This is a genomic window from Mesorhizobium sp. L2C066B000, assembly GCF_000502335.1.
In the GTDB taxonomy this organism is placed as follows: Bacteria; Pseudomonadota; Alphaproteobacteria; order Rhizobiales; family Rhizobiaceae; genus Mesorhizobium.
This window is the reverse complement of the sequence record NZ_AYWZ01000012.1, coordinates 165,340-183,402: the sequence shown is the minus strand read 5'-3', so window position 1 is coordinate 183,402 and position 18,063 is coordinate 165,340. Positions and strand designations below refer to the sequence as shown.

Here is an 18,063-nt window from a genome sequence, read left to right as displayed (position 1 = left end):
GGATCGATTTTATGCGCGCAGCCTTCCAAAATTCCTCCGTCATTGGTCCCACTGTCGGCTTCGTCAGGTTGCCGCATGGAGATGGACTTCCTCTTCCCGCCTATGAAAGCACCGGCGCCGCCGGCATGGATCTGCGCGCCGCGGTGCCGGAAGACCGGCCGCTGCTGATCCTGCCTGGCAAGCGCGCCTTGGTGCCGACCGGTCTGATCCTGGAAATTCGCGAAGGAATGGAAGGCCAGGTGCGGCCGCGCTCCGGCCTTGCCTTCAAGCATGGGCTGACCGTCCTCAATTCACCGGGCACGGTCGACAGCGACTATCGCGGCGAGGTCAAGGTGCTGCTGATCAACCTTGGCGACGAGGATTTCGCGGTGACGCGCGGCATGCGCATTGCCCAGATCGTCTTTGCCGCGGTGACGCAGGTGACGGTTGAGGAGCGCTCGCTGGCTGGCGCCACGACGCGCGGCGCGGGCGGGTTCGGATCGACCGGCACCGCCTGAAATGAGCATACCGAAACTGGTCATCTTCGACTGCGACGGCATCCTGGTCGACACCGAGAACCTTGCCAACCGGCGGCTTGCCGAGTGGTTTGTTGCCGCCGGTTATCCCACCACATTCGAATATTGCCGCAAATATTTTTCCGGCCGCAGCATGGCTTCGGTGCAGAAGGAAATCGAAGAGACGACCACGGTGTGGCTCGGCGCCGATTTCGTAGATCGCTGGAATGCCGGCCTGCCCGATCTGTTTGCGCATGGCGTCGAGGCGATCCCCTACGTGCGCGACTTCATCGAGGCGGTTCGCGCGGCCGGCATTCCCTATTGCGTCGCCACTTCCGCGCGTATCTCGAAGATGCACATCACGCTCGGCCAGACCGGGCTGCTGCCGCTGTTCGAGCATGCCATGTTCTCTTCGACCATGGTCAGCCGCGGCAAGCCGTTCCCGGACCTGTTCCTGCATGCGGCAAAGACCATGGGTTTTGCGTCGGCCGACTGCATCGTCATCGAGGACAGCGTTGCCGGCACGCAGGCCGGCATTGCCGCCGGCATGCGTGTCTATTCCTATCATGGCGATCCCTATTCCGACCGCGATGGCCTGGCCAGCGCCGGCGGCGTCCTGTTCGACGACATGCGCGAACTTGCCGGGCTGGTGCCGATCCACTGAAGCTGTGTTAGGTTCCGCGCGGCCAGCCTGAGGCACCCATGCCAACGAACCTGCTTCGCTCCATCCTAAAGCGTTTCACCGTTTCATGGAAACGGCGAACCGCTCTATCTTTTTGTTTTGTCGCAATTTCCGGCCGGAAAACCGCACACACTTTTCCTGAAATTGCTCTAGCGCTTGTGCTGCTGCCGTGGCTTTGGACCGCAGCCGGCGCGCAAGCCGTCAGCTTCCCGGAATTCGGCAGCGCCATCCCCGGTCACATGGATGTGACCTATCTGGACCTCGCAAGGATGGTCATTCCCGGCCTCGCAGGTGACAGCAACGGTTTCTACCGGGGTGGATTGCCGATCGAGATGCGCCACATCGAGGGACCGGATGGCGGCGGTTCGCCGCCTGAGACATCGGGCCTCTCCAACGCCGGCGTGCTCGCCATCAAGGCCGGGGGTAAGGACCGGCTGGCGATGCTCTACGACCTCGGCGACTCTCCCGACAGCGCCGAAGGCTATGCCGTGCTGGCGCTCTACGACATCACAGACAGGCCGAAGCTGCTCGACGTCGTCAATGTCGCGCTCGACCGCGGCACCTATTTCCGTGAACCGGGCAAGCTTTCCGTTGGGCCGAACGACGACATCGTGATCACCATGAGCGCGCATTTCAATTCAAGCCAAAACTACGCGATCACGCCGCTGATCATGGTGCGCGACGACAAATTCCAACTGATCGACATGATCTTCACCTTCGATGAGAACCTGTGCGCCTACAGCCGCAAGCAGGATGTTGCTTTCCAGACGATCGCTGACGGACAGCCTTATGCCGCGGTCAAAGTGACGGTGACCGACGCCACGGTGCTCAACGGCGAGAGCTGCGACGACCAGCCGCCCAAGCCTGAAGCCCACACAATTTCCGTTACCTATCATTGGGACAAGAAGACGTTGCACTACGTCAAGGATTCCGATGCGCTGGACAAATTGGCAGGAGAGAACGCCAAACGCTTCTGAGCCAACCGCATTTGTTTGCCCGGTGCATTGCTGCACGATAGAATCTGCCGGCATTTCCGCATCTGAAGGGAGCACTCATGGACAAGGGCAAGATCTTTCGCGACCTGCACGCCTCGACCTTCGTCATGCCCAACCCCTGGGATGTCGGCACGACCAAGCTCCTGGCCTCCTTCGGCTTCAAGGCGCTGGCGACGACCAGCGCCGGTTTTGCCTTCTCGCGCGGCCTGCCCGATGGCGCAGTGACCTTCGAGGCGATGATCCACCATTGCCGCGAGCTGACGGCGGCGACCAGCCTGCCGGTGTCGGCCGATCTCGAGAAAGGCAAGGGCGACAGCGCGACGAGTGCCGCCGAGACGGTTTTTGCGGCCGAAGCGGCAGGTCTCGCCGGCTGCTCGATCGAGGACCATACCGGCGATCCCGACAAGCCCATCTATGAGTTTTCACACGCCGTCGAGCGCGTTGCAGCTGCTGCTGAGGCCGCACGGGCGCTCAAGCATGATTTCGTCTTCACCGCACGGGCCGAGAATTTCCTTTGGGGCAAACCGGATCTCGACGACACGATCAAGCGGCTGCAGGCCTTCGAAAAGGCCGGCGCCGATGTGCTCTATGCGCCCGGCCTCAAAGATGTCGAGACCATCCGGAACATCTGCTCGGCGGTGAGCAGGCCGGTCAATGTCATGGCACTCCCGGCCTTCACCATCGCCGACCTTGCCATGGCCGGGGTCAAGCGCATCTCGCTCGGTCCGTGGCTGACCAATTTCGCCTTCGGCATGCTGGAAACCGCGGCGCGCGAGATCCAGCAGGACGGCACGTTCGGCTTCACCCGGGCCGCCATCCCGTTCGGCAAATTGCAGGCGCTGTTTTCCAAATCCTCAGGCTAGGGGGTCCCGGCGCATGACGCTCACCGTCGTCGACATGCACACCGGCGGCGAGCCGCTCAGGATCGTCACCGGCGGCTATCCAGACATTCCCAAAGGCACGATCCTGGAAAAGCGCGCCTATGTGCGCGACCACCTCGACCATTTGCGCAAGCTGCTGGTCTTCGAGCCGCGTGGTCACTACGACATGTATGGCGCGCTGCTGGTGGAGCCCGACCTGCCCGGCGCCGAGCTGGCCGTGCTGTTCATGCACAACGAGGGCTATTCGACGATGTGCGGCCACGCCATCATTGCGCTTGGCCGCTACGCCGTCGACGAAGGCCTGGTGGCGAAACAGGAGCCAATCACCATGGTCAACATCGAGGCGCCGTGCGGCTTGGTCGTCGCTTCGGTGGAGGTCAAGGACGGCAAAGCGGGATCGGTGTCGTTCGAAAGCGTGCCGGCCTTTCTGTTTGCCCATGACCAACAAATCGAATTGGGGGGATACGGCAAGATTGCGTTCGACATCGCCTATGGCGGCGCCTTCTACGCGCTGGCCGACTGCCATCAATTCGGCCTGGAGTTCGGCCGCAGCCGGGTGCGCGATTTCGTCGACGCGGCAACCGCGCTGACCGAGCGGCTGAAGGCGGAGTTCCCTCTATCGCATCCCGACCATGCCGATCTCGCTTTCCTCTACGGCACCATCCTCACCGATGGACGAGATGCGTTCTCCAGCGAGGCAACGAAAAACATCTGCGTCTTTGCCGATGCCGAGGTCGACCGCTCGCCGACCGGCTCCGGCGTCACCGCGCGGCTGGCGGCAATGCATGCCAAGGGTGAGATCAACCCTGGTCAGGAGCGGTCCTTCGAAAGCATCGCCGGCTCGCGCTTTTCCGGAGCGGTGGCGCGCACGACCATGGCCGGCCCGCATGATGCGATCATCGCCCGCGTCGGCGGCCGCGCCTACTATTCGGGCCGGGCGGAATTCACCGTCGAGCCGGATGACGAATTGGGACGCGGTTTTCTTCTGCGTTGATAGGCCTATCGCCCGGCGCTCTCCCGCGCGCCGACCGCCTTGTGCAGATGCACCATCATGGCGGCGGCAAAGAGCGGCGTCAGCAGGTTGAGCAGGGGCACGGCGAGGAAGGCAGCGATGAGCAGCCCGGCCAGAAAGACGGTGCCGGCATATTTCCGGCGCAACGCCCTCGCCTCATCTTCCGGGCGGAAGCGCATGGCGGCGAATTCGAAGAATTCACGTCCGAGCAGATAGCCGTTGACGATGAAGAAGGCGGCGATGTTGACGCCTGGAACCAACAGAAGGAGCAAGGCGACGATGTTGCCCAGGATGACGACGCCGAAGAATTTCACCGACAACACGAGCGAGCGCAGCGCCGGCATGGCGCGTCCGACGGGATCGGCCGGATAGTCGGTGCGCTCGACCACTTCGGCGATGTCGTCGAGAAACAGGCCGGCCACGATTGCCGTCACCGGCGCGATCAGCAGCGCCATCCCGAAGGCAAGCGCGATGGCAGCGATGATGCCGCTCAGCCATCCGGCCCAGGACGGCAGGCCGGGCAGCAAGGAGTGAACCCATGGCAGCGCCAGCCAATCGACAAGCCCGGTCAAGACGAACCACAACGCGACCAGCGCCAGCACGGTCAAGCCCAGCGTCTTCAGGAAAACCGCGCGGAATTCGGGAGAAAACAGCCGGCTGAAGGCGGCGCGGGCAGCGTTGAAGATCACGGCGTTTCACCCCCAGGAACGAACGGATATCTTCGACATAGGCTGAGACCCTGTCAGCCGCAAGCCTGCCGGAGCGGGCGCAATTCCGGACGGGAACTAGAGCATGATCCCAAAAAGTGGGTACCGGTTTTTGGAAAAGATCATACTCCAACAAAGGGTTAGATCATGATGAGATTTCAACCAAATCTCATCATGATCTAGCGCGCCAGCGCCCGGGAGCGGGCTGGGATGGTCATTGCCGCAACGCCGGCGACGACGCAGCCCATGCCCCAGAGCGCCGTCGGCCCGATGCTTTCGCCGAGAAACACGACGCCGATGCCGACGCCGATCGGCACGCGCAGATAGGCCTGCGACGTCGTGCCGACCGAACCAAGCGTGTGGATGAGGCGGAAAAAGATGCAGAAGGCCAGCGCCGTGGAGAACACCGACAATGCCAACAAGGCCAGTATCGACGCCATTGAAGGCGACAGGGTCCACGGGCGGTCGAAGGCCAGGCTCAAGGGGACGAGGATGACCGCGCCGCACAGCATCGAGCCGGCGGCCGGCAGCATCGGGTCGAGTCCCCTAAAGCCGCGGCCGAAAATGGCGGCGCCGGCATAGCAGACCGTGGCGGCAATGACGGCAAGCTGCGCCCACAATTGATGGCCGAGCCCGCCAAGCGCCTGGGTGCCGACGATCAGGCAAATACCGGCGATGCCTGCACCGACACCGAACAGCTTGCGTGCGGTTACGGTTTCGTGGCGCGTGATGAGCGCGGTCAGCAGGAAGGTGAAGATCGGCGAGGTCGCGTTGAGAATGGTGGCCAGACCGGCGTCGATGGAGCGCTCGGCGGCGGCGATCAGCGTGAACGGCACGACGCTGTTGAGGCAGGCCTGGACCATGAACCGCCACAAGGTCGCGCTGTCCTTGGGCATGGCGAGGCCGCGCCAGCGGATCAGCGCGAGCAGGATGGCGCCGGCAATCAAGGTGCGGGCAGCGATGAAGGATATCGGCGGGATCGTCTCGACACCGATCTTGATGAAGGTATAGGACGCGCCCCACAGGGCGGCCAGCACGCCAAGCAGCGCCAGTTCGGTGGTCATGTCGGTCTTTGCTTGCATGCGGGTGCTTCCAGCGCTTGATTTGAGGCCAAGCTTGTAGGCGACCCGGCGGTCAGATGCTTCGGCCACGGTCGAACTGTGATGGAGCCTCGTCCCAGGCGCGCGCGCCGGCTTGGGCCGGCAAAGGATGGAAATCGGTTGCCATTTTTCGGGGTGATGCTGTAGACCCGCCCGGGCGCGGCAGAAAGCCGGCAGGTTCCGAGGCGGAGACATTGATGCCGGATTTTGACGTGCTTTGCATCGGCAATGCCATTGTCGACATCATCGCCCAGTGCGACGACGCTTTTCTCGAGACCAACGGCATCATCAAGGGTGCGATGAACCTCATCGACACCAAGCGCGCCGAGCTGCTCTACAGCCGCATGGGGCCGGCGATCGAGGCCTCGGGCGGCAGCGCCGGCAACACGGCGGCGGGCGTCGCCAGCTTCGGCGGCCGCGCCGCCTTCTTCGGCAAGGTGTCGAACGATCCGCTCGGCGAAATCTACGCCCATGACATCCATGCCCAGGGCGTTGCCTTCGACACCAGGCCGCTTGAGGGACAGCCGCCGACGGCGCGCTCGATGATATTCGTCACCCCCGATGGCGAGCGTTCGATGAACACCTATCTCGGCGCCTGCGTCGAACTCGGCCCGGAAGACGTCGAGGCCGACAAGGCATCCGGCGCCAAGGTTACCTATTTCGAGGGCTATCTGTGGGATCCGCCGCGCGCCAAGGAGGCGATCCGGCAGACGGCGAAGCTCGCACACGAGGCCGGGCGCGAAGTGTCGATGACGTTGTCGGATTCGTTCTGCGTCGACCGCTACCGGGACGAGTTCCTCGAGCTGATGCGCTCGGGCACTGTCGACATCGTCTTTGCCAACAGCCACGAGATCAAGTCGCTCTACCAGACAAAATCCTTCGACGAGGCGCTGGCGGCTATCCGCAAAGACTGCAAGATTGCCGCCGTCACCCGCTCCGAAAAAGGCTCAGTGATCGTGCGCGGCGACGAGACCGTCACCATTCAGGCGACGACGATCCGCGAACTGGTCGACACCACCGGCGCCGGCGACCTCTATGCCGCCGGTTTCCTCTACGGCTACACCTCGGGGCGCAGCCTGAAGGATTGCGGCGATCTCGGCTCGCTGGCCGCCGGGCTGGTGATCCAGCAGCTCGGGCCACGGCCGCGGCAAAACCTGCGCAGCGCGGCCCAATTGGCGGGGTTGCTGTAGGGCCGTCTTTCGGCGCGCAGCGCCGAGCCAGATGAGGGGTTCCCGCCGGATCAGGCTGTCCGGCGCTCCGCTCAGGCGGTGCGGCGAAGGTCGTCGGACGTAGGCCCGGGTTCCAAAGCCCCGGCGGTGACCAGCCGGTTGCGGCCGCTCTTTTTGCCGATGTACATCAGTCGGTCGGCGAGCGTTATCAGCGCCTCCGAATCGGACGCTTCCGCCGGGTAGATGGCGACGCCAACGGTGCAACCAACATGGATGGCTCCATTCGGCGTCGGCACCTTGATCCGCAGCTTTTCCAGGATACGTTCGGCGACGCCCATGGCCTTCTGTCGGGCCCGGCTAGCCTCTCCTGAAAACAGGAATGCGAACTCGTCTCCACCGAGCCGCGCCACGAAATCAGCGCTGCGCAGGATGGTGCGAAGCTGACCCGCCACCTCCTGCAGCAGCGCGTCGCCGGCCTCGTGGCCGAGCGTGTCGTTGACCTTCTTGAACCTATCGAGGTCGATGAACAGCAGGCCGGCCGCCTGGCCGGTGCTGTCGCAGCGGTCGATCACCGACCTCAGCTCGTTGTGAAAGGCGCGCCGGTTGGGCAGGCCGGTCAATGCATCGTGGTTGGCCGAATGATCGCTCTGCTGCTTGGCCAGCTCGATCTCGCGCTTTTGTACGGAGAGTTCCTCATTGGCGGCCTTGAGTTCGAGCAGCAGTTCGGCATTGAGATCCTCGACTACCTTACGGTCGCTAATGTCGACGACGAAACCTTCGAGGAATTCGAGTTCGCCGGCACCATTCCAGACCCCGCCTCCGATCTCGCGCACCCAGAGCGGCTCGCCGACCTGTGGCACGATGCGGTAGTCGACGTTCCAGTTGCAGCGCGCCTCGAGCGCGGTATCGACGGCGGCATAGACCGCAGCGAGATCATCCGGGTGGATCGCCGAGACATAGTCGCGCACGGCATTTTGAATGAAGTCGCTCGGCCGATAACCGCTGACGGTTAAAATGCCGTCGCTGATGTAGAGCATGGTGTAGGACGCATCGTTGCGGCAACGGTAGAGATAACCGTCCATGCGGCCGGTGATGCTCAGCAGCGCATCCAGGCGCTCGTCGTGATAGACCCCCTGGCCGACCACAGATGCCGTGTCATGCTTCATGGCCGCACCCCCGTTTTGGCGGTCTGAGCGCGCCGCCAATGCCATAAGGCCATAGGGGGCGAGAACGTTCCCTATAGCAGCCGAATATTATCAATCTCTTATGCGTTGGCGATTTTGCCGCCAATCAGGCTCCCGCGCTATAGGCCGCGATCGCAGCCATGTTGACGATGTCCGAATCCTTGGCGTTGAGCGAGACGATCTGGACCGGTTTGTTCAAGCCGACCAGCAGCGGGCCGATGACGGTGGAGCCGCCGAGTTCCTGCAGCATCTTGGTCGAGATCGAGGCCGAGTGGAACGCCGGCATGATCAGCACGTTGGCCGGGCCGGTCAGCCGGATGAACGGATACTGCGCCATGGCACGGGCGTTCAATGCAACGTCGGCGGCCATCTCGCCGTCATATTCGAAATCGACGCGGCGCTTGTCGAGGATACGCACCGCTTCCTGCACCCGCTCGGAGCGTTCGCCCTGCGGGTGGCCGAAGGTCGAATAGGCAAGCATGGCGAGCCTCGGCTCGTAGCCCATGCGGCGGGCAAATCCCGCCGCCTCTTCGGCGATGTCGGCGATCTGTTCGGCATTGGGCATGTCGTGCACGGCGGTATCGGCGACGAGGACTGTTTTGCCCCGCGCGAGCACGATGGAGACGCCGATGACGCGGTGTCCGGGCTTGGCGTCGATGACGCGGCGGATATCGTCAAGCGCCGTGGAATAGTTGCGGGTGACGCCGGTGACGATGCCGTCGGCATCGCCCAGCGCCACCATGCAGGCAGCGAAATGGTTGCGGTCGTTGTTGATCAGCCGCTGGCAGTCGCGGAACAGGAAGCCTTTGCGCTGCATGCGCTCGTAGAGATAATCGGTGTAGATGCCGTTGCGGCGCGAAAGCCTGGCATTGATGATCTCGATGCCTTGCTTGTTCAGGTCGATGCCGGCGTGCCTGGCGTTTTCCTTGATTACATCGTCGCGGCCGAGCAGGATCGCGGTGCCGAGCTTCTGGTTCACATAGGAGACGGCGGCGCGCATCACCTGTTCTTCCTCGCCCTCGGCAAAGACGATGCGCTTGGGCTGGCGGCGGACGCGATCGTAGATGCGCTGCAAGGTCGAAGCGATCGGGTCGCGGCGGGCCGACAGCTCCTGCGCGTAGCGGTCGAGGTCGAGGATAGGCTTGCGGGCGACGCCCGACTCCATCGCCGCCTTGGCCACCGCGAGCGGGATGGCCGAGATCAGGCGCGGATCGAACGGCACCGGGATGATGTAGTTCGGGCCGAATTTCGGCCGGTTGCCCTGATAGGCGGCGGCGACATCGTCGGGCACGTCCTTGCGCGCCAGGTCGGCCAGCGCTCTCGCTGCGGCGATCTTCATGTCGTCATTGATGGTGGTGGCCCTGACATCCAGCGCACCGCGGAAGATGTAGGGAAAGCCCAGCACATTGTTGACCTGGTTGGGGTAGTCGGAACGCCCGGTGGCCATGATGGCGTCGGTGCGGATTTCGGCCACTTCCTCCGGCGTGATCTCCGGGTCGGGATTGGCCATGGCGAAGATGATCGGGTTCTTGGCCATCGATTGCACCATCCTGGTGGTCAATGCGCCCTTGGCCGACAGGCCGAGGAAGACGTCGGCGCCATCCAGCGCCTCGGCCAGGCTGCGCGTGGCGGTCTTGACCGCATGCGCCGACTTCCACTGGTTCATGCCTTCGGTGCGGCCCTGGTAGACGACACCCTTGGTGTCGCACAAGATGATGTTTTCCGGGGCGAAACCCATCGCCTTCATCAGTTCGATGCAGGCAATGCCGGCGGCGCCGGCGCCGTTGCAGACCATTTTCGTGGTCTTCATGTCGCGGCCGGTGATCTCCAGCGCGTTGATCAGCCCGGCGGCCGAGATGATGGCGGTGCCGTGCTGGTCGTCATGGAAGACCGGGATGTCCATCAGTTCGCGCAGCCGCTGCTCGATGATGAAGCATTCCGGCGCCTTGATGTCTTCCAGGTTGATGCCGCCGAAGGACGGGCCGAGAAAGCGCACGCAATTGACGAATTCGTCGGCATCCTCGGTGTCGACCTCGAGATCGATGGAATCGACATCGGCGAAGCGCTTGAACAGCACCGCCTTGCCTTCCATCACCGGCTTGGAGGCCAACGCGCCGAGATTGCCGAGGCCGAGAATGGCGGTGCCGTTGGAGATGACGGCGACCATGTTGCCGCGCGTCGTGTAGTCGAAAGCGCGGCTGGGGTCTTCGGCAATGGCCAGCACAGGAACCGCGACACCCGGCGAATAGGCGAGGCTCAGATCGCGCTGCGTCGCCATCGGCTTGGTGGCGACGATCTCCAGCTTGCCGGGGCGGCCCATGGCGTGGAATTCCAGCGCCTCCTCGGCGCTGACGGAGGGGCCGCTATTTTCGGTTTTCTTGGCCATGATGCTTTTGATTTCCTCGCCGGTGTCGCCCCCTTGAGACGGGTGCGTGTTTTTGAAACTTCCGAATTAAGGCTACACGCCACCGCTGTAAACCGCCAAGCGATCTTCACGCCCGCAGCGAAATCCCCCAAGGTCGAACGGCGTCACGTCGGCGCTGGCTCGCTGACGAAGGCAGCGATTTCGCGCACCGTTCCCCGACGCATCATGCCGTCTGTGCCGGGGAAAGGCCACGTCTCGATGGGTGGCGCACGGCTTCCCTTGCGCCGCAGCAATGCAGTCAGGAACGCCATGAGTTCGATGCGCTGGGCGTGAACCTTCTCCAGCGTGCGGCGGCGGATGTGCTGACGCGGTATGGCACGATCTCGCAGCGTCTCGACGGCGCGGCGAATGGCAGCCGGTTCCGGATCGGCGACGATGCAATAATCCGGATCGAAATAGACGTCGCGACCGCCAAGGCTCGGCGTACTGACGATCGGCAGGCCGGCCATCAGATATTCCATCGAGGAGTACATCGCTCCTTCCACGGCCGACAGGCACAGCCCGACGGCGGCCTGGTTGTAGACGTGGTTGACCTGTTGCGCCGTCAGCTTGCCCGGCCAGCCGTCGACGAGCGGATTGGCGATCTGGTGGAGCGGCGAACGCGCCTGCAGTCGCCGAACAAAGGCGCGGGCGGCAACCGGCGGCAATTCGCCGATCGAATAGGTGATGTGGGCCAGCCGCTCTATGTCGAAGGCCAGGTGATGGCGTTTGATCGGCGAGATGCGGCCATTGTAGACCGCGTCGAATTCGACCGGCACGTCCGGCAGCGGCCGGAATATATCCTCCGACACCATCAGATTGTGGTTGGAGAAGATGGCATTGCCGCCCGCAGCTGCGATGAGACGGCGCTCTTCCTCGGTGTTGCACAGGAAGATGATTTCGTGCAGCGGAAACCGGCCGGCATACCAGGCGAGATCGCGGCCCATCCGGGCGATGACAGCCGGCCGCTCCATGGTCCAGGTCTGCATCGTCAGGAAGGTGACGCGGCGCGCCGCCAGGCGCCGGCCGAGCGCTGCCAGCGGATAGAGCGGCCGCGACCCGCCAATCGGGACATAGAGCACCAGCGGGTCGCGGCTGAGCACATGCAGCGACATGTCGATGCCGCCATCGACATCGGACAGCGGCCCGCGTGTCGGCAGGAGGAAGGGGACGCGCTTGCGCAGTGTCCCCCTGAGCTTGCCTTTGGTGCGGTGGACGCGCCGCGCCGCCAACAGCAGCAGGCGCTCAAGCGCCGATCCAGCCGGACCGACCAGCTCTTCGAACGCCTCCTGTTTGTCCTGATCCATGCCGCTTATCCCCGCCATGGCGATCATAGGGTCTGGTTGGCGCCCGAAGCAACCAACGGCTTCACCCGGCGTAGAGGGAGCACAAGCCGCCGTCGAGGCCGGTCGTCCCCTGCTTTTCGGGCCGCCGGCATTAAACCCCGCACCCACATCTGCTAGCGTGCGGCATGAACATGCACACTTCAGCAGAAACCGACGCCCCCGAGGTGACACCGCCTGCGCCCGTCGGCAGCGTCACGCCGATGATGGAGCAATATATCGAGATCAAGGCGGCGAACCCGGATTCTCTGCTGTTCTACCGCATGGGCGATTTTTACGAGCTGTTCTTCGACGACGCCGAAAAGGCGAGCAAGGCGCTGGGCATCGTCCTGACCAAGCGCGGCAAGCACCAGGGTAACGACATTCCGATGTGCGGCGTGCCGGTGCATGCGGCCGACGACTATCTGCAAAAGCTGATCGGCCAAGGTTTTCGCGTTGCCGTCTGCGAGCAGATCGAGGACCCGGCGGAAGCCAGGAAGCGCGGCGGCAAATCGGTCGTACGCCGTGACGTGGTGCGCCTGGTGACGCCAGGCACCATCACCGAGGATAAATTGCTGGCGCCGTCGGAATCGAGCTTCCTGATGGCGCTAGGGCGGGTGAAGGGCGGCAACAGCGGTGACGCCTTCGCCCTGGCCTGGATCGAGATCTCGACCGGCGTCTTCCGCGTCGCCGAAACCACGACCGACCGCCTGCTGGCCGATGTCTTCCGCGTCGACCCGCGCGAGCTGATCGTCGCCGAGCCGGTGTTTTACGATCCCGAGTTGAAGCCGGTGTTCGACGTCATTGGCCGCGTTGCCAGCCCGCAGCCGCCGTCGCTTTTCGATTCGGCTTCGGCAGCGGGGCGGATCGCGCGTTTCTTCGAAGTGGCGACGCCGGACAGTTTCGGCGCCTTCTCGCGCGCCGAATTGTCGGCGATCTCGGGCGCCATCGCCTATGTCGAAAAGACGCAGAAGGCCGAGCGGCCGCCTTTGTCGCGTCCCGAACGCGAGGAGCAGGGCTCGACGCTGTTCATCGATCCTGCGACACGCGGCAATCTGGAACTGTTGCGCACGCTGTCGGGCAGCCGCGACGGCTCGCTGTTCAAGGCTATAGACCGCACGGTCACCGGCGGCGGCGCCAGGCTGCTCGCCGACCGGCTGATGGCGCCGCTGACTGACCCGGCGGCGATCGGCGCCAGGCTCGATTCTGTGTCGTTCTTCCGTGCGGAGACGCAGCTTTGCCAGGCGGTGCGGTCAGGCCTGAAGAGCGTCGCCGACATGCCGCGGGCGCTGTCGCGGCTGGCGCTCAACCGCGGCGGCCCGCGCGATCTCGGCGCGCTGCGTGCCGGCTTCGAAGCGGCGGCCACCATTGCCGAACTGTTCGGAACGGCCGTCCTGCCCGCGGAGCTGACAGCGGCACTTGCCGCGATAAAGGCGCTGCCGCGCGCGCTGGCCGGGCATCTGACCCAGGCTCTTGGCGAGGAACTGCCGCTGCTGAGGCGCGACGGCGGCTTCGTGCGCGGCGGCTACCATGCCGAGCTCGACGAGATGCGGGCGCTGCGCGATGAGTCTCGCAAGGTGATCGCCGGGCTGGAGCGCTCGCTGATCGAGGAGACTGGCATCCGCTCGCTGAAGATCCGCCACAACAATGTGCTGGGCTATTACATCGAGGTGACCGCCAACCATCATTCGATCATGACCGGCAGCGATGGCGCCAAGGCACGCTTCATCCACCGCCAGACCATGGCCAATGCCATGCGTTTCACCACGACGGAACTTGCCGAACTCGAGACCAAAATCGCCAATGCCGCTGACCGGGCGCTGAGCATCGAGCTTGCCGCTTTCGATACGCTGACGGCTGAGGCGGTCGGCGAGGCGCAGAAGATCCGCGCCGGCGCCGATGCGCTCGCCGTACTCGACGTGTCGGCGGCGCTCGCGCTGTTGTCGGAGAGCGAAGCCTGGTGCCGGCCGCTGGTCGATTCCAGCCTCGCCTTCGACATCTCGGGCGGACGCCATCCGGTGGTCGAACAGGCGCTTCGCCGTTCGGGCGAAGGGCCGTTCGTCGCCAATGATTGCGATCTGTCGCCGCAAGACGGTGCCAAGGCCGGCGCCATCTGGCTGCTCACCGGTCCGAATATGGGCGGTAAGTCGACCTTCCTGCGGCAAAACGCACTGATCGCCATCCTTGCCCAGACCGGCTCCTTCGTGCCGGCGACATCGGCCCATATCGGCGTCGTCGACAGGCTGTTCTCGCGCGTCGGCGCCTCGGACGATCTGGCGCGTGGCCGCTCCACCTTTATGGTCGAGATGGTAGAGACGGCCGCGATCCTCAACCAGGCCGGTGAGCGGGCGCTGGTGATCCTCGACGAAATCGGCCGCGGCACCGCCACCTTCGATGGCCTGTCGATCGCCTGGGCGGCGGTCGAGTATCTGCACGAGAAGAACCGCTGCCGGGCGATCTTCGCCACTCATTTCCACGAAATGACGGCACTCTCCGGCAAGCTGCCGCGACTGCACAATGTCACGATGCGGGTCAAGGAGTGGGAAGGCGACGTCGTCTTCCTGCACGAGGTCGGCAAGGGTGCCGCCGATCGCTCCTATGGCGTTCAGGTCGCTCGCCTTGCCGGTCTGCCGGAAGCGGTGGTCGGCCGCGCCAAAGAGGTGCTGCATCAGCTCGAGGAAGGCGATGTCTCCGGCAAGGCCAACCGACTGGTCGACGATCTGCCGCTGTTTTCGGTGGCAATGAAGCGGGAAGCGGCAAAGCCTGCGGAGAGCGACGCATTGGGCGCAGCGCTGGGTGAGATCAATCCAGACGAGATGACGCCGCGCGAGGCGCTGGAAGCGCTCTACCGGCTGAAGGGGCTGGCGGGGAAAACCTAGCCCGATTTCGGCCTTGACCAATTGTACCGATTGGTACAATGCTCGCCATCGCCTTTGCCGATGGGAGAATGACATGAGCCGTCCGCCGCTGCCGCCCTTCACCGCCGAGACCGCCGCGCAGAAGGCTCGGCTTGCCGAAGACGCCTGGAACAGCCGCGATCCCGAACGGGTTTCGCTCGCCTATACGCAGGACAGCACCTGGCGCAACCGCGCCGAGTTCGTCTCGGGCAGAAACGAGATCGTCTCCTTCCTCACGCGCAAATGGGCTCGCGAGCTCGACTACCGCCTGATCAAGGAGGTCTGGACCTGGAACGACAACCGCATCGCGGTGCGCTTTGCCTATGAATGGCGCGACGACAGTGGCCACTGGTTCCGCTCCTACGGCAATGAGAATTGGGAATTCGACGCGGCCGGGCTGATGCGTAGGCGCGTCGCCAGCATCAACGACCTGCCGATCGCCGAGGGTGAGCGCAAATATCACTGGCCGCTCGGCCGCCGGCCGGACGACCATCCCGGCCTGTCCGAACTCGGATTTTAGAATATGATCCCTAGAGCTGTGTCGCGGTTTTCGGCAAAGATCATGCTCAAGCGGAAAAACTAGCGCATGCGCAGGATCGCGCCCGATCGCGCCGATTTGCTCTCCATCATCGGCGAGGTTTTCCGCGAACACGGCTATGAAGGGGCGAGCCTGGCGCGGATCGGTGCGGCGACCGGCCTAGGCAAAGGCAGCCTTTACCACTTCTTCCCCGGCGGCAAGGAAGAGATGGCGGCGGCTGTCATTGCCCATATAGATGGCTGGTTCGAGGAGAATGTCTTCGTGCCGTTGCAGGACAGGGCCTACCCTCGCACGGGCATCGATCGGATGTTCGAAGCGACCGACAGCTATTTCCGCTCGGGACGCCGGGTGTGCCTGATCGGCGCCTTCGCGCTGGACGAATCCCGCGACCTCTTCGCCATTGCGATCAAAAGCTATTTCGGCCGCTGGGTGGCGCATCTTGCCGAAGCGCTGACCCGAAGCGGGCACAGCGCTGGCAGGGCGGACGAACTCGCCGAAGAAGCGGTCGGCGCCATCCAGGGCGCGCTCACGCTGGCACGCGCCTTCGACGACACGGCAGTGTTTTCCCGCGCCCTGCAACGAGCGCGGGCGGCGCTGGAAACCACCTAGCCAATTGCATGGGCGTCTGGCATTCAGAATGCGAGTTGTTCATTGCCACCTCCTAGGCCCATCCATAACGAAATTGGGAAGGCAAATGGCGCGATCTCATGAAGCATTGCCGTGAGGATACTGCCCACATGATTTGGACTCCGCACGAGGTCGTCAAGACTGAACTGCAACCTGGAGAAACCGTGCGCTGGACTGGATCTCCATCCTTTATGGGTATGCTTCGGACCCAGTTATTTCCGATTATTTTTGCCATCGCCTTGACCTGTTTCTGTACTCCACTCCTCCTCAGCGCTCTAAGCGAACCATTCCTTAAGCACATTGGGTGGAATTCACTCTCGCTGATCACGTGGTTTGTCGCTATTGGCTTTGGACTATGCCTGCTCGGCAATGCCGTCTGGAATACTTTGGCTGTATGGCGAACGGTCTACGCCGTGACCGACCGTCGAATCCTTATCATCAGCGATTTGTGGTGGCGGCATGTCCTTGCCATGGCCCCTAATGCCATAAACACCATTGAGCGAAACGAACGCTCGAACGGTAGAGGATCGATTACCTTTCGCCGGGAAACGGTTGATACGGGCGACGAACCAACCACAACCACAGTGAGCTTTGTCGGTGTCCGCGATGTGCGAAACGCAGCGCGCGAGATCGAAAACCTACGACTGGGCAGCAAGTAGACGGCCAGTCTGACCAACCGCAATCAATTCAGATCATCTCCAGCCCGCGCTTGCGCGTCGGCGGTGGAAAGGCGCGGTCGAGTTCGGCGAGGTCTTCGGCCGTCAGCCTGATATCGAGCGCGGCGACATTCTGGCGGACATGGTCGTGGCTGCTCGCCTTCGGAATGGCGATGACACCGGGCTGCGCCATCACCCAGGCAAGCGCGATCTGTGCTGCCGTGGCGTTGTGGCGGGCGGCGATGGTTTCCAGCCTGGAATTGCGCGCCAGCGCGCCCTGCTCGACCGGCGAATAGGCCATCAGCGGGATGCCGCGCTGCCGGCTCCACGGTGCGAGATCGAATTCGGGGCCGCGCCGCGACAGATTGTAGAGCACCTGGTTGGTCTGGACATGATCGCCAGACGACAGGCCGGTCAACTCCTCCATCTCGTCGGTGTCGAAATTGCTGACACCCCAGTGGCGTATCTTGCCGGCCTCCTTCAGCGCCTCGAACGCCTCGACGGTTTCAGATAGAGGCACACTGCCCGGCCAGTGCAGGAGATAGAGATCGATGCGGTCAGTGCGCAGGCGCTTCAAGCTGTTTTCGCAGGCCCGCGCCACGCCGGCGCGCGAGGCATTGGACGGCAATACCTTGGAGACAAGAAAGAGTTCGTCGCGGCGCCCGGCAATGGCTTCCGCCACCACCTCCTCGGCGCCGCCGCTGGCATACATTTCAGCGGTGTCGATCAACGTCATGCCGAGGTCCAGCCCGAGCTTCAGGGCATTGACCTCCCCGGCGCGGCGGCGGGAATCCTCGCCCATCTTCCATGTGCCCTGTCCCAGCACCTGGACGGCCTCGCCCGAAGGCAGCGTGGTGGCTCTTATCGTCGATGGCATGTGGGCTCCTGGCGCCGTGTAATCGATGTGAATGGCATCACAACCACGGAGAGAAATCCAGAATGGATCTCTCCGGCATGGCCGTTGCTGCCTTACTTCGCCGGATGGGCGGCGAGCCAGGCCTGCATCTTGGCGATCTCGGCTTCCTGCGCGGCGATGACATCTTCGGCCAGCTTGCGGATTTCGGGATCCTTGCCATTGGCGAGTTCCACCTTGGCCATGTCGATCGCGCCCCGATGATGCGGGATCATGCCGCGCACGAAATCGACATCGGCATCGCCGGAATATTCGATCATCATGTCGGTGTGCATCTTGTCCATCGCCGCCTTGTAGCCGTCGGTCGAAGGACCTTGCGCGCCCATCGCGCCCATGTCGTGTTTCATCTCTTCGGATTGCGCCGGGACGCTTTCGAGGAAAACGGCAAGCAGCATTCCCGCCGCCATCATCAAAAGCACGATTTTCTTAGCCAAGGCCATCCATGATCTCCTGTTGATTGAAATTCGTATCTGGGGGCTTTG

At 63.5% G+C, this 18,063-nt stretch carries 17 protein-coding genes; 10 read left to right on the top strand and 7 right to left on the bottom strand.

The genetic code is table 11. The features are described 5' to 3' along the window. Positions 1 to 11 precede the first annotated feature (11 nt). The 5 genes from dut to X733_RS143370 all read left to right on the top strand — a co-directional run bounded on the left by dut (position 12) and on the right by X733_RS143370 (position 4,046). Positions 12 to 497, top strand: a complete 486-nt coding sequence (gene dut / locus X733_RS143350) for a dUTP diphosphatase (protein WP_023819536.1) — start codon at positions 12 to 14, stop codon at positions 495 to 497. A gap of 1 nt (position 498) precedes the next feature. Next, positions 499 to 1,158 carry an HAD family phosphatase gene (locus tag X733_RS143355; RefSeq protein ID WP_023819535.1) on the top strand — a complete coding sequence of 220 codons (660 nt, stop codon included), beginning with the start codon at positions 499 to 501 and terminating at the stop codon, positions 1,156 to 1,158. 176 nt (positions 1,159 to 1,334) lie between these two features. Next, the gene (locus X733_RS143360) at positions 1,335 to 2,153 is read left to right on the top strand and encodes a hypothetical protein (protein WP_245274483.1); all 819 of its coding nucleotides are present in this window, start codon (positions 1,335 to 1,337) and stop codon (positions 2,151 to 2,153) included. A 77-nt stretch (positions 2,154 to 2,230) separates the two neighbouring features. Next, entirely contained in the window at positions 2,231 to 3,034 is an 804-nt protein-coding gene (locus tag X733_RS143365) for an oxaloacetate decarboxylase (RefSeq protein WP_023732504.1), read from the top strand. A 13-nt stretch (positions 3,035 to 3,047) separates the two neighbouring features. Next, on the top strand, positions 3,048 to 4,046 hold the full coding sequence (locus X733_RS143370) for a proline racemase family protein (protein ID WP_023819533.1): 999 nt from the start codon (positions 3,048 to 3,050) through the stop codon (positions 4,044 to 4,046). A gap of 5 nt (positions 4,047 to 4,051) precedes the next feature. On the opposite strand, the gene X733_RS143375 is transcribed toward X733_RS143370, so the two are convergent. After that, positions 4,052 to 4,753 carry a sulfate transporter family protein gene (locus tag X733_RS143375; RefSeq protein WP_023746645.1) on the bottom strand — a complete coding sequence of 234 codons (702 nt, stop codon included), beginning with the start codon at positions 4,751 to 4,753 and terminating at the stop codon, positions 4,052 to 4,054. A gap of 197 nt (positions 4,754 to 4,950) precedes the next feature. Further along, positions 4,951 to 5,853, bottom strand: a complete 903-nt coding sequence (locus X733_RS143380) for an EamA family transporter (RefSeq protein WP_023819532.1) — start codon at positions 5,851 to 5,853, stop codon at positions 4,951 to 4,953. Between the two features lie 215 nt (positions 5,854 to 6,068). On the opposite strand from X733_RS143380, the gene X733_RS143385 reads away from it, so the two are divergent. Further along, positions 6,069 to 7,061: an adenosine kinase gene (locus X733_RS143385; RefSeq protein ID WP_023692653.1), complete on the top strand. Its 993-nt coding sequence runs from the start codon at positions 6,069 to 6,071 to the stop codon at positions 7,059 to 7,061. 71 nt (positions 7,062 to 7,132) lie between these two features. Here X733_RS143385 and X733_RS143390 read toward each other — a convergent pair whose 3' ends face one another. The 3 genes from X733_RS143390 to X733_RS143400 form a co-directional block, all read right to left on the bottom strand. Then, positions 7,133 to 8,206, bottom strand: coding sequence for a sensor domain-containing diguanylate cyclase (locus X733_RS143390; RefSeq protein WP_023819531.1), 1,074 nt, complete (start codon positions 8,204 to 8,206; stop codon positions 7,133 to 7,135). Between the two features lie 124 nt (positions 8,207 to 8,330). Next, positions 8,331 to 10,610 (bottom strand): NADP-dependent malic enzyme, encoded by a 2,280-nt coding sequence (locus tag X733_RS143395; RefSeq protein ID WP_023819530.1) that lies wholly within the window; start codon positions 10,608 to 10,610, stop codon positions 8,331 to 8,333. A 143-nt stretch (positions 10,611 to 10,753) separates the two neighbouring features. Next, positions 10,754 to 11,935 carry a glycosyltransferase gene (locus X733_RS143400; protein WP_032911386.1) on the bottom strand — a complete coding sequence of 394 codons (1,182 nt, stop codon included), beginning with the start codon at positions 11,933 to 11,935 and terminating at the stop codon, positions 10,754 to 10,756. Positions 11,936 to 12,099: 164 nt separating this feature from the next. Here X733_RS143400 and mutS point away from each other — a divergent pair, with 164 nt between their 5' ends. From mutS to X733_RS1000000167290, 4 genes are all read left to right on the top strand, one after another. After that, positions 12,100 to 14,829, top strand: coding sequence for a DNA mismatch repair protein MutS (gene mutS / locus X733_RS143405; protein WP_023752996.1), 2,730 nt, complete (start codon positions 12,100 to 12,102; stop codon positions 14,827 to 14,829). Positions 14,830 to 14,902: 73 nt separating this feature from the next. After that, a complete protein-coding gene (locus tag X733_RS143410) occupies positions 14,903 to 15,367 on the top strand; it encodes a nuclear transport factor 2 family protein (RefSeq protein ID WP_023685130.1) in 465 nt (154 codons plus the stop codon). 66 nt (positions 15,368 to 15,433) lie between these two features. After that, positions 15,434 to 15,994: a TetR/AcrR family transcriptional regulator gene (locus X733_RS143415; RefSeq protein ID WP_023690028.1), complete on the top strand. Its 561-nt coding sequence runs from the start codon at positions 15,434 to 15,436 to the stop codon at positions 15,992 to 15,994. A 128-nt stretch (positions 15,995 to 16,122) separates the two neighbouring features. After that, positions 16,123 to 16,671 carry a hypothetical protein gene (locus tag X733_RS1000000167290; RefSeq protein ID WP_023690027.1) on the top strand — a complete coding sequence of 183 codons (549 nt, stop codon included), beginning with the start codon at positions 16,123 to 16,125 and terminating at the stop codon, positions 16,669 to 16,671. Positions 16,672 to 16,699: 28 nt separating this feature from the next. Here the strand turns inward: X733_RS1000000167290 and X733_RS143420 are convergent, their stop codons facing one another. Beyond that, positions 16,700 to 17,545 (bottom strand): aldo/keto reductase, encoded by an 846-nt coding sequence (locus X733_RS143420; RefSeq protein WP_023819528.1) that lies wholly within the window; start codon positions 17,543 to 17,545, stop codon positions 16,700 to 16,702. 92 nt (positions 17,546 to 17,637) lie between these two features. Continuing rightward, complete coding sequence (locus tag X733_RS143425) at positions 17,638 to 18,021, bottom strand: DUF305 domain-containing protein (protein ID WP_023819527.1); 384 nt, start codon at positions 18,019 to 18,021, stop codon at positions 17,638 to 17,640. Positions 18,022 to 18,063 lie beyond the last annotated feature (42 nt).

Bases quoted from the DNA above. Each gene is read 5' to 3' on its own strand.
- X733_RS143395 (WP_023819530.1), bottom strand. From the start codon at position 10,610: ATGGCCAAGAAAACCGAAAATAGCGGCCCCTCCGTCAGCGCCGAGGAG.
- mutS (WP_023752996.1), top strand. From the start codon at position 12,100: ATGAACATGCACACTTCAGCAGAAACCGACGCCCCCGAGGTGACACCG.
- X733_RS143365 (WP_023732504.1), top strand. From the start codon at position 2,231: ATGGACAAGGGCAAGATCTTTCGCGACCTGCACGCCTCGACCTTCGTC.
- X733_RS143425 (WP_023819527.1), bottom strand. From the start codon at position 18,021: ATGGCCTTGGCTAAGAAAATCGTGCTTTTGATGATGGCGGCGGGAATG.
- dut (WP_023819536.1), top strand. From the start codon at position 12: ATGCGCGCAGCCTTCCAAAATTCCTCCGTCATTGGTCCCACTGTCGGC.
- X733_RS143355 (WP_023819535.1), top strand. From the start codon at position 499: ATGAGCATACCGAAACTGGTCATCTTCGACTGCGACGGCATCCTGGTC.
- X733_RS143420 (WP_023819528.1), bottom strand. From the start codon at position 17,545: ATGCCATCGACGATAAGAGCCACCACGCTGCCTTCGGGCGAGGCCGTC.
- X733_RS143415 (WP_023690028.1), top strand. From the start codon at position 15,434: ATGCGCAGGATCGCGCCCGATCGCGCCGATTTGCTCTCCATCATCGGC.
- X733_RS1000000167290 (WP_023690027.1), top strand. From the start codon at position 16,123: ATGATTTGGACTCCGCACGAGGTCGTCAAGACTGAACTGCAACCTGGA.
- X733_RS143410 (WP_023685130.1), top strand. From the start codon at position 14,903: ATGAGCCGTCCGCCGCTGCCGCCCTTCACCGCCGAGACCGCCGCGCAG.
- X733_RS143370 (WP_023819533.1), top strand. From the start codon at position 3,048: ATGACGCTCACCGTCGTCGACATGCACACCGGCGGCGAGCCGCTCAGG.
- X733_RS143400 (WP_032911386.1), bottom strand. From the start codon at position 11,935: ATGGATCAGGACAAACAGGAGGCGTTCGAAGAGCTGGTCGGTCCGGCT.
- X733_RS143390 (WP_023819531.1), bottom strand. From the start codon at position 8,206: ATGAAGCATGACACGGCATCTGTGGTCGGCCAGGGGGTCTATCACGAC.
- X733_RS143380 (WP_023819532.1), bottom strand. From the start codon at position 5,853: ATGCAAGCAAAGACCGACATGACCACCGAACTGGCGCTGCTTGGCGTG.
- X733_RS143385 (WP_023692653.1), top strand. From the start codon at position 6,069: ATGCCGGATTTTGACGTGCTTTGCATCGGCAATGCCATTGTCGACATC.